The sequence below is a fragment of the Ensifer sp. genome, from assembly GCF_035999135.1.
Lineage (GTDB): Bacteria > Pseudomonadota > Alphaproteobacteria > Rhizobiales > Rhizobiaceae > Ensifer.
Genome location: NZ_DASYGZ010000104.1, coordinates 1 through 9,523 on the forward strand (window position 1 = coordinate 1; position 9,523 = coordinate 9,523).

The following is a 9,523-nucleotide window of genomic DNA, read 5'->3' on the forward strand; positions in this document are numbered from 1 at the left end:
GAAATTCACAGAAAAGACTGATTGGCTCTTGTGGTTTTTGGAATCGGTCTTTATGTAGGGTCCAAACAGACACGCGGTGCGTGGGGCTGAATCATCGGCTTTACGCGCCGTAATGGCGTGAGCATTACATGGCATCCAAAACGAATCCGGTAACGTTTCTGCAGCAGGTACGCTCTGAGACGTCGAAAGTAACTTGGCCTTCCCGGCGTGAGACGATGATCTCGACGCTGATGGTTTTTGTCATGGTCTTTTTTGCCGCTGCCTTCTTCTTTGCTGCGGACCAGTTGATGGGTTGGGCGATCGGCCTCATCCTCAACGTTGGTGCTTGATTGGGTGGAGAGTAGCATGGCAGCGCGCTGGTATATTGTTCACGCCTATTCGAACTTCGAAAAGAAGGTCGCTGAATCGATCGAGGAAAAGGCCAAGCAGAAGGGTCTCGAGCATCTGTTCGAGAAGATTCTGGTGCCGACCGAGAAGGTTGTCGAAGTGCGTCGTGGCCGCAAGGTCGATGCCGAGCGCAAGTTCTTCCCGGGCTACGTTCTGGTTCGCGCCAACCTGACGGATGAGGCGTTCCACCTTATCAAGAACACGCCGAAGGTGACCGGTTTCCTCGGGACCGACAGCAAGCCGGTTCCGATCCCGGACCATGAAGCCGAGCGCATCCTTGGCCAGGTCCAGGATGGTGTCGAGCGTCCGAAGCCGTCGGTTTCGTTTGAAATCGGCGAGCAGGTTCGCGTTTCGGACGGTCCGTTCGCTTCGTTCAACGGTGTCGTTCAGGACGTCGACGAAGAGCGTTCACGCCTCAAGGTCGAAGTTTCGATCTTCGGCCGCGCGACGCCGGTCGAGCTGGAATACGGTCAGGTCGAGAAGGTCTGATAAGGCCTTGACAGAGATAGGGCGGGCTTCGGCCCGTTCTGGCGGAGAAATCCGCATGCGCGTGGAAGGGTGCCGGCCTTAGCCGGGTTCGGAAGTCCCGCACCACGCAACCGCAGCCGCCGGCCTTAAGGGTCGGCAATGGTCGGGAAACCGGCATAACAGATCCCCGGTGCGCTCCGTCGCCTGAGGATTTCAGAAAAGGCAGAGAGAAATGGCTAAGAAAGTTGCAGGCCAGCTCAAGCTGCAGGTGAAGGCTGGGTCGGCCAATCCGTCCCCGCCGATCGGTCCTGCGCTTGGTCAGCGTGGCATTAACATCATGGAATTCTGCAAGGCGTTCAATGCCGCCACGCAGGAAATGGAAAAGGGTATGCCGATTCCGGTCGTCATCACCTATTACCAGGACAAGTCCTTCACCTTCGTCATGAAGCAGCCGCCGGTCAGCTACTTCCTGAAGAAGGAAGCGAAGATCCAGTCCGGTTCGAAGACCCCCGGCAAGGGCGGTTCGGCCGGCAAGCTCACCAAGGCTCAGATCAAGTCGATCGCCGAAGCCAAGATGAAGGATCTCAATGCTGCCGATATCGACGGCGCAATGGCCATGATCGAGGGCTCTGCCCGCGCTATGGGCCTGGAAGTGGTAGGCTAAGACCATGGCGAAGATTGCAAAGCGAGTACAGAAGTCCCGCGAGGGCGTCGACCCGACGAAGATCTACGGCCTCACCGAAGCCGTATCGCTGGTCAAGGACCGTGCGACTGCCAAGTTCGACGAGACCATCGAAGTCGCGATGAACCTCGGCGTCGACCCGCGCCACGCCGACCAGATGGTCCGCGGCGTTGTCAACCTGCCGAACGGCACCGGCCGCTCGGTTCGCGTCGCTGTTTTCGCACGTGGCGCCAAGGCTGACGAAGCCAAGGCTGCTGGTGCTGACGTCGTTGGCGCTGAAGAGCTGGTGGAAATCGTCCAGGGCGGCAAGATCGATTTCGATCGTTGCATTGCGACCCCGGACATGATGCCGCTCGTCGGCCGTCTCGGTAAGGTTCTCGGCCCGCGCGGCATGATGCCGAACCCGAAGGTCGGAACGGTCACCATGGACGTTGCCGGTGCTGTCAAGGCATCCAAGGGCGGCGCTGTCGAGTTCCGCGTCGAAAAGGCCGGTATCGTTCACGCCGGCATTGGCAAGGCTTCGTTCGACGCCAAGGCTCTCGAAGAAAACATCCGCGCGTTCGCTGATGCCGTCATCAAGGCAAAGCCGACGGGCGCCAAGGGCAACTACGTGAAGCGCGTCGCGATTTCGTCGACGATGGGCCCGGGTCTGAAGATCGACCCCGCCACGCTGAGCGTCGCCTAATCATATCCGGGCTTCGGCCCGAGCAAGAATTTCCGGCCCTTCGGGGCCGGAAATCCGGATTTCGATCCGGAACTCCTGTCCGAGATTGCGGGTGGTTTTACCTTAATCACTTCGGCCTGCATGAGACGGGTAAGATCTGAATTTCACCATGGCGCCGGAGGCGTCGAAATTCGGTTCGAACCTCGCTTGCCTTGTGTCAGACCCGGCTCTTCCGGGAACGCCAAGGGACAGGATCCTTAAGCGTTACGTGGGATCGAGCCTCGATCTCGGGTGACAAAGGCAAACCCGGCAGGGCTGCATTATTGCAACCCTGTCTACTGGAGACAGACAGTGGAAAGAGCGGAAAAACGCGAATTCGTCACGGAGCTGAACGAAGTCTTCAAGGCTTCCGGTTCGGTTGTCGTGGCCCACTATGCTGGTGTCACAGTTGCGCAGATGAACGACTTCCGTTCGAAGATGCGCGCTGCTGGCGGCACCGTCAAAGTCGCGAAAAACCGCCTGGCCAAGATCGCTCTTCAGGGCACCGAGTCGGAAGGGATGACAGATCTCTTCAAGGGTCAGACGCTGATCGCATACAGCGAAGACCCGATCACGGCTCCTAAGGTTGTCATGGATTTCGCCAAGACCAACGACAAGCTCGTTGTTCTCGGTGGCGCCATGGGCACGACCACGCTCAACGCCGAAGCAGTCAAGTCGCTCGCGACCCTGCCTTCGCTCGACGAGCTGCGCGCAAAGCTGCTGGGCCTTCTCAATGCCCCGGCAACCCGCGTCGCAACGGTTGTACAGGCACCGGCAAGCCAGCTTGCTCGCGTGTTCTCGGCCTATGCCAAGAAGGACGAAGCCGCCTAAGGCGGATTTTCGCTGTTGTATTTAAAACCAGTTCGAACCGAACAAAAGGAAAAGTAAAATGGCTGATCTCGCAAAGATCGTTGAAGACCTCTCCTCGCTGACCGTCCTGGAAGCTGCTGAGCTTTCCAAGCTGCTCGAAGAGAAGTGGGGCGTTTCGGCTGCTGCACCGGTAGCTGTTGCTGCTGCTGGCGGCGGCGCTGCTCCGGCTGCTGCTGAAGAAGAAAAGACCGAATTCGACGTAATCCTCGTTGACGCTGGCGCCAACAAGATCAACGTCATCAAGGAAGTCCGCGCTATCACCGGCCTCGGCCTCAAGGAAGCCAAGGACCTCGTCGAAGGCGCTCCGAAGCCGGTCAAGGAAGCAGTTTCCAAGGCTGAAGCTGCTGACCTCAAGAAGAAGCTCGAAGAAGCTGGCGCCAAGGTTGACGTCAAGTAATTCGGCTACATGCAAGGGGAGGTGGCCTTTTCAGGCCGCCTCTCTTTGACCGTTTTTAGAACATATTACCCAAAAGCCTGTCGAAAAACGGCTTTTGGGTAATGGGTTCTTCAAGAGGATGGTCTCGAACGGAAGGCAGCACAGCAATCCGCGCTGAGCGTTTTCCGTTAGTTGGACGAGATTGAACAACTCATTGATTGACGGGGTCGACTGGCCATCGGTTCCCGTCCGTTGCAGGCCCGGATGCAAGATTGACAAGGAGCGACGATGGCTCAGACCCTTTCGTTTAACGGTCGCAGGCGCGTACGCAAGTTTTTTGGTAAAATTCCAGAAGTCGCAGAAATGCCGAACCTCATCGAGGTTCAAAAGGCATCCTACGACCAGTTTCTGATGGTTGAAGAGCCCAAGGGCGGTCGCCCTGACGAGGGGCTCCAAGCTGTTTTCAAGTCGGTTTTCCCGATCAAGGATTTCTCGGGCGCATCGATGCTCGAATTCGTTTCCTACGAGTTCGAGCCGCCGAAGTTCGACGTCGAGGAATGCCGTCAGCGCGATCTGACCTACGCAGCGCCGCTCAAGGTGACGCTGCGCCTCATCGTGTTCGATATCGATGAGGATACCGGCGCGAAGTCGATCAAGGACATCAAGGAACAGAACGTCTACATGGGCGACATGCCGCTCATGACCGACAACGGTACCTTTATCGTCAACGGCACCGAGCGCGTCATCGTTTCGCAGATGCACCGTTCGCCGGGCGTTTTCTTTGACCACGACAAGGGCAAGAGCCACTCGTCGGGCAAGCTGCTCTTCGCAGCCCGCGTCATCCCGTATCGCGGTTCCTGGCTCGACATCGAGTTCGACGCCAAGGATATCGTGCACGCCCGTATCGACCGCCGCCGCAAGATTCCGGTGACGTCGCTGCTGATGGCGCTCGGCATGGACGGTGAAGAGATCCTCGACACCTTCTACACGAAGTCGCTCTACCAGCGCGACGGCGAAGGCTGGCGCGTGCCGTTCCAGCCGGATGCGCTCAAGGGCCAGAAGACGCTCGCCGACATGATCGACGCCGACACCGGCGAAGTCGTTGTCGAGTCCGGCAAGAAGCTGACCCCGCGCCTGCTGCGCCAGCTGCAGGACAAGGGTCTGAAGGCGCTCAAGGCGACCAATGATGACCTCTACGGCAATTATCTCGCCGAAGACGTCGTTAACTTCGCCACCGGTGAGATCTACCTCGAGGCAGGTGACGAGATCGACGAGAAGACGCTTCCCGTCATTCTGTCGGCCGGTTTCGACGAAATCCCGGTTCTCGACATCGACCATATCAATGTCGGCGCCTACATCCGCAACACGCTGACCGTGGACAAGAACGAGAACCGTCAGGACGCTCTGTTCGATATCTACCGCGTGATGCGTCCGGGCGAACCGCCGACCATGGATTCCGCGGAAGCCATGTTCAACACGCTGTTCTTCGATGCCGAGCGTTACGACCTCTCGGCCGTCGGCCGCGTCAAGATGAACATGCGCCTCGACCTCGAAGTCGCTGACACCGTTCGCATTCTTCGCAAGGAAGACATCCTGGCCGTCGTCAAGATGCTCGTCGAGCTGCGCGACGGCAAGGGCGAGATCGACGACATCGACAACCTCGGCAACCGCCGTGTTCGTTCGGTCGGCGAGTTGATGGAAAACCAGTACCGCCTTGGTCTGCTCCGCATGGAGCGCGCGATCAAGGAACGCATGTCGTCGATCGAAATCGACACCGTCATGCCGCAGGACCTGATCAACGCCAAGCCGGCAGCCGCAGCCGTCCGCGAATTCTTCGGCTCGTCGCAGCTGTCGCAGTTCATGGACCAGGTGAACCCGCTTTCGGAAATCACCCACAAGCGCCGTCTCTCGGCACTTGGCCCGGGTGGTCTGACCCGCGAGCGCGCCGGCTTCGAAGTCCGCGACGTTCACCCGACCCACTACGGCCGTATTTGCCCGATCGAAACGCCGGAAGGCCCGAACATCGGTCTGATCAACTCGCTTGCAACCTTCGCCCGCGTCAACAAGTACGGCTTCATCGAGAGCCCGTACCGCAAGATCGTCGACGGCAAGGTGACGAACGACGTCGTCTATCTCTCGGCCATGGAAGAGGCGAAGTATCACGTCGCCCAGGCAAACTCGGTTCTCGAGAGCGACGGTTCGTTCGCTGAAGAGTTCGTTGTTTGCCGTCACTCCGGCGAAGTTATGCTGGCGCCGCGCGACAACATCAATCTGATGGACGTTTCGCCGAAGCAGCTCGTTTCGGTCGCCGCGGCGCTCATCCCGTTCCTCGAGAACGACGACGCCAACCGCGCACTGATGGGCTCGAACATGCAGCGTCAGGCCGTGCCGCTGCTGCGCGCCGAAGTGCCGTTCGTCGGCACCGGCATGGAGCCGGTCGTTGCCCGTGACTCCGGCGCTGCAATTGCAGCCCGTCGTGGCGGTGTCGTCGACCAGGTTGACGCGACCCGTATCGTTATCCGCGCCACCGAAGACCTCGATCCGTCGAAGTCGGGCGTCGATATCTACCGTCTGCAGAAGTTCCAGCGTTCGAACCAGAACACCTGCGTCAACCAGCGCCCGCTGGTCACCGTCGGTGACATCCTGAACAAGGGCGACATCATCGCTGACGGTCCGTCGACCGACCTCGGTGACCTGGCCCTCGGCCGCAACGCGCTCGTCGCGTTCATGCCCTGGAACGGTTACAACTACGAAGACTCGATCCTGCTTTCCGAGCGGATCGTGCGCGACGACGTGTTCACCTCCATCCACATCGAAGAATTCGAAGTGATGGCGCGTGACACGAAGCTGGGTCCGGAAGAAATCACCCGCGACATTCCGAACGTTTCGGAAGAAGCGCTGCGCAACCTCGACGAAGCCGGTATCGTTTATATCGGTGCTGAGGTTCAGCCGGGTGACATTCTCGTCGGCAAGATCACGCCGAAGGGCGAAAGCCCGATGACGCCGGAAGAAAAGCTTCTGCGCGCCATCTTCGGCGAGAAGGCCTCCGACGTCCGTGACACGTCCATGCGCATGCCTCCGGGCACCTTCGGCACCGTCGTCGAAGTTCGCGTCTTCAACCGCCACGGCGTTGAGAAGGACGAGCGCGCGATGGCGATCGAGCGCGAGGAAATCGAACGCCTCGCCAAGGACCGCGACGACGAACAGGCGATCCTTGACCGCAACGTCTATGCACGTCTCGTCGACATGCTGCGTGGCCACACGGCCGTTGCCGGTCCGAAGGGCTTCAAGAAGGGCACCGAGCTTTCGAACCTCGTCGTCAGCGAATACCCCCGCTCGCAGTGGTGGATGTTCGCCGTCGAAGACGAAAAGGCTCAGGGCGAGATCGAAGCTCTGCGCGCCCAGTACGACGAATCCAAGTCGCGCCTTGAACAGCGCTTCATGGACAAGGTCGAGAAGGTCCAGCGCGGCGACGAAATGCCTCCGGGCGTCATGAAGATGGTCAAGGTCTTCGTTGCTGTTAAGCGCAAGATCCAGCCGGGCGACAAGATGGCCGGCCGTCACGGCAACAAGGGTGTCGTGTCGCGCATCGTGCCGATCGAAGACATGCCGTTCCTGGAAGACGGTACGCATGTCGACGTCGTTCTGAACCCGCTCGGCGTGCCTTCGCGCATGAACGTCGGCCAGATCCTCGAAACCCATCTTGGCTGGGCTTGCGCCGGCATGGGCAAGAAGATCGGTGCGATGCTCGACGCCTACAAGGCGGGCGAAGACATCAAGCCGCTGCGCGACACCATCGACAGCGTCATCGGGTCGGGCCCGAAGGGCGAGCCGATCAAGCAGTACGACGACGAGTCGATCGTGCGCCTGGCCGAGCAGACCCGTCGCGGCGTCTCGATCGCAACGCCGGTCTTCGACGGTGCTGTCGAAGCCGACGTCAACGAGATGCTGGAGCAGGCGGGCCTCAAGGTAACCGGTCAGTCGACGCTTTACGACGGCCGTACCGGTGATCAGTTCGACCGTCAGGTGACCGTGGGCTACATCTACATGCTGAAGCTCAACCACCTTGTCGACGACAAGATCCACGCCCGTTCGATCGGCCCGTACTCGCTCGTCACCCAGCAGCCGCTGGGCGGTAAGGCGCAGTTCGGCGGTCAGCGCTTCGGGGAAATGGAGGTCTGGGCGCTGGAAGCTTACGGCGCGGCCTACACCCTGCAGGAAATGCTGACGGTCAAGTCGGACGACGTTGCCGGTCGTACCAAGGTCTACGAAGCGATCGTCCGTGGCGACGACACCTTCGAAGCGGGCATTCCGGAGAGCTTCAACGTTCTCGTCAAGGAAATGCGCTCGCTGGGCCTTTCGGTCGAGCTCGAAAACTCGAAGGTCGACGAGGCCGGCGCGGCACAGTTGCCGGACGCAGCCGAGTAAAGAGACCCAAGGTGCGTGCCGCCCAAGCGGCGCGCACCGTTTCCGCCTGGAGACGGTGACGTCTCCGGCAGGAACGAAGCCGCAGCCAATGCGGTTTTAGCTGTTTAAGGGGCAGGGGCCGGCGCCCGGGATTTGCCGGCACCCTCGCCAAGCTCAGGGCGTAAAGCCCGTAAAGGAGACAGGCATGAACCAAGAGGTCATGAATCTTTTCAATCCGCAGGTGCCTGCACAGACCTTCGATTCCATCCGGATTTCGATCGCCTCGCCGGAGAAGATTCTTTCCTGGTCTTACGGTGAGATCAAGAAGCCGGAGACGATCAACTACCGCACGTTCAAGCCGGAACGCGATGGTCTTTTCTGCGCCCGTATTTTCGGTCCGATCAAGGATTACGAATGCCTGTGCGGCAAGTACAAGCGCATGAAGTACAAGGGCATCATCTGCGAAAAGTGCGGCGTCGAAGTCACGCTGTCGCGCGTTCGCCGTGAGCGCATGGGCCACATCGAGCTCGCCGCTCCCGTTGCCCACATCTGGTTCCTGAAGTCGCTGCCTTCGCGCATCTCGACGCTGCTCGACATGACGCTGAAGGATGTGGAACGCGTTCTGTACTTCGAAAACTACATCGTGACCGAGCCCGGTCTGACGTCGCTGAAGGAAAATCAGCTCCTCAGCGAAGAAGACTACATGCTCGCCGTCGATGAGTTCGGCGAAGATCAGTTCACGGCCATGATCGGCGCTGAAGCGATCTATGAAATGCTCGCTTCGATGAATCTGGAGAAGATCGCTGGCGATCTGCGCGCCGAGCTCGCGGAGACGACTTCGGATCTGAAGCAGAAGAAGCTGATGAAGCGCCTGAAGATCGTCGAGAACTTCATGGAATCCGGCAACCGTCCGGAATGGATGATCATGAAGGTCGTTCCGGTGATCCCGCCGGATCTGCGCCCGCTCGTCCCGCTCGACGGCGGCCGTTTCGCGACGTCGGATCTGAACGATCTGTACCGCCGCGTGATCAACCGTAACAACCGTCTGAAGCGCCTGATCGAACTGCGCGCTCCGGGCATCATCATCCGCAACGAAAAGCGCATGCTGCAGGAATCTGTGGACGCGCTGTTCGACAACGGCCGTCGCGGCCGCGTCATCACCGGTGCCAACAAGCGTCCGCTGAAGTCGCTGTCCGACATGCTCAAGGGCAAGCAGGGCCGCTTCCGCCAGAACCTGCTCGGCAAGCGCGTCGACTATTCCGGCCGTTCGGTTATCGTGACCGGTCCGGAACTGAAGCTGCACCAGTGCGGTCTTCCGAAGAAGATGGCGCTCGAGCTGTTCAAGCCGTTCATCTACGCCCGCCTCGACGCCAAGGGTTACTCCTCGACCGTCAAGCAGGCCAAGAAGCTGGTCGAAAAGGAAAAGCCGGAAGTCTGGGATATCCTCGACGAGGTCATCCGCGAGCACCCGGTTCTGCTAAACCGCGCTCCGACGCTGCACCGCCTGGGCATCCAGGCCTTCGAACCCACCCTGGTCGAAGGCAAGGCGATCCAGCTGCACCCGCTCGTCTGCACGGCCTTCAACGCCGACTTCGACGGTGACCAGATGGCCGTTCACGTGCCGCTGTCG

At 59.8% G+C, this 9,523-nt stretch carries 7 protein-coding genes and 1 pseudogene; all 8 read left to right on the forward strand.

Annotated elements, in window-relative coordinates; translation table 11 throughout:
- The first annotated feature begins 128 nt into the window (after positions 1 to 128).
- Entirely contained in the window at positions 129 to 329 is a 201-nt protein-coding gene (secE, locus tag VGO12_RS12690) for a preprotein translocase subunit SecE (protein WP_034795473.1), read from the forward strand.
- A gap of 16 nt (positions 330 to 345) precedes the next feature.
- On the forward strand, positions 346 to 876 hold the full coding sequence (gene nusG, locus VGO12_RS12695) for a transcription termination/antitermination protein NusG (RefSeq protein ID WP_034795476.1): 531 nt from the start codon (positions 346 to 348) through the stop codon (positions 874 to 876).
- Between the two features lie 211 nt (positions 877 to 1,087).
- Complete coding sequence (rplK, locus tag VGO12_RS12700; RefSeq protein ID WP_275023486.1) at positions 1,088 to 1,519, forward strand: 50S ribosomal protein L11; 432 nt, start codon at positions 1,088 to 1,090, stop codon at positions 1,517 to 1,519.
- 4 nt (positions 1,520 to 1,523) lie between these two features.
- Positions 1,524 to 2,222 (forward strand): 50S ribosomal protein L1, encoded by a 699-nt coding sequence (gene rplA / locus VGO12_RS12705; protein ID WP_327513115.1) that lies wholly within the window; start codon positions 1,524 to 1,526, stop codon positions 2,220 to 2,222.
- A 330-nt stretch (positions 2,223 to 2,552) separates the two neighbouring features.
- On the forward strand, positions 2,553 to 3,071 hold the full coding sequence (gene rplJ, locus VGO12_RS12710) for a 50S ribosomal protein L10 (protein ID WP_327513116.1): 519 nt from the start codon (positions 2,553 to 2,555) through the stop codon (positions 3,069 to 3,071).
- A gap of 58 nt (positions 3,072 to 3,129) precedes the next feature.
- The gene (gene rplL / locus VGO12_RS12715) at positions 3,130 to 3,507 is read left to right on the forward strand and encodes a 50S ribosomal protein L7/L12 (RefSeq protein ID WP_077961508.1); all 378 of its coding nucleotides are present in this window, start codon (positions 3,130 to 3,132) and stop codon (positions 3,505 to 3,507) included.
- 267 nt (positions 3,508 to 3,774) lie between these two features.
- The gene (gene rpoB, locus VGO12_RS12720; RefSeq protein ID WP_327513117.1) at positions 3,775 to 7,914 is read left to right on the forward strand and encodes a DNA-directed RNA polymerase subunit beta; all 4,140 of its coding nucleotides are present in this window, start codon (positions 3,775 to 3,777) and stop codon (positions 7,912 to 7,914) included.
- Positions 7,915 to 8,098: 184 nt separating this feature from the next.
- A pseudogene (locus tag VGO12_RS12725) lies at positions 8,099 to 9,523 on the forward strand (DNA-directed RNA polymerase subunit beta'); the annotation flags it as partial.

Coding starts and splice junctions, on each gene's coding strand:
- secE (WP_034795473.1), top strand. CDS start 129: ATGGCATCCAAAACGAATCCGGTAACGTTTCTGCAGCAGGTACGCTCT.
- nusG (WP_034795476.1), top strand. CDS start 346: ATGGCAGCGCGCTGGTATATTGTTCACGCCTATTCGAACTTCGAAAAG.
- rplK (WP_275023486.1), top strand. CDS start 1,088: ATGGCTAAGAAAGTTGCAGGCCAGCTCAAGCTGCAGGTGAAGGCTGGG.
- rplA (WP_327513115.1), top strand. CDS start 1,524: ATGGCGAAGATTGCAAAGCGAGTACAGAAGTCCCGCGAGGGCGTCGAC.
- rplL (WP_077961508.1), top strand. CDS start 3,130: ATGGCTGATCTCGCAAAGATCGTTGAAGACCTCTCCTCGCTGACCGTC.
- rpoB (WP_327513117.1), top strand. CDS start 3,775: ATGGCTCAGACCCTTTCGTTTAACGGTCGCAGGCGCGTACGCAAGTTT.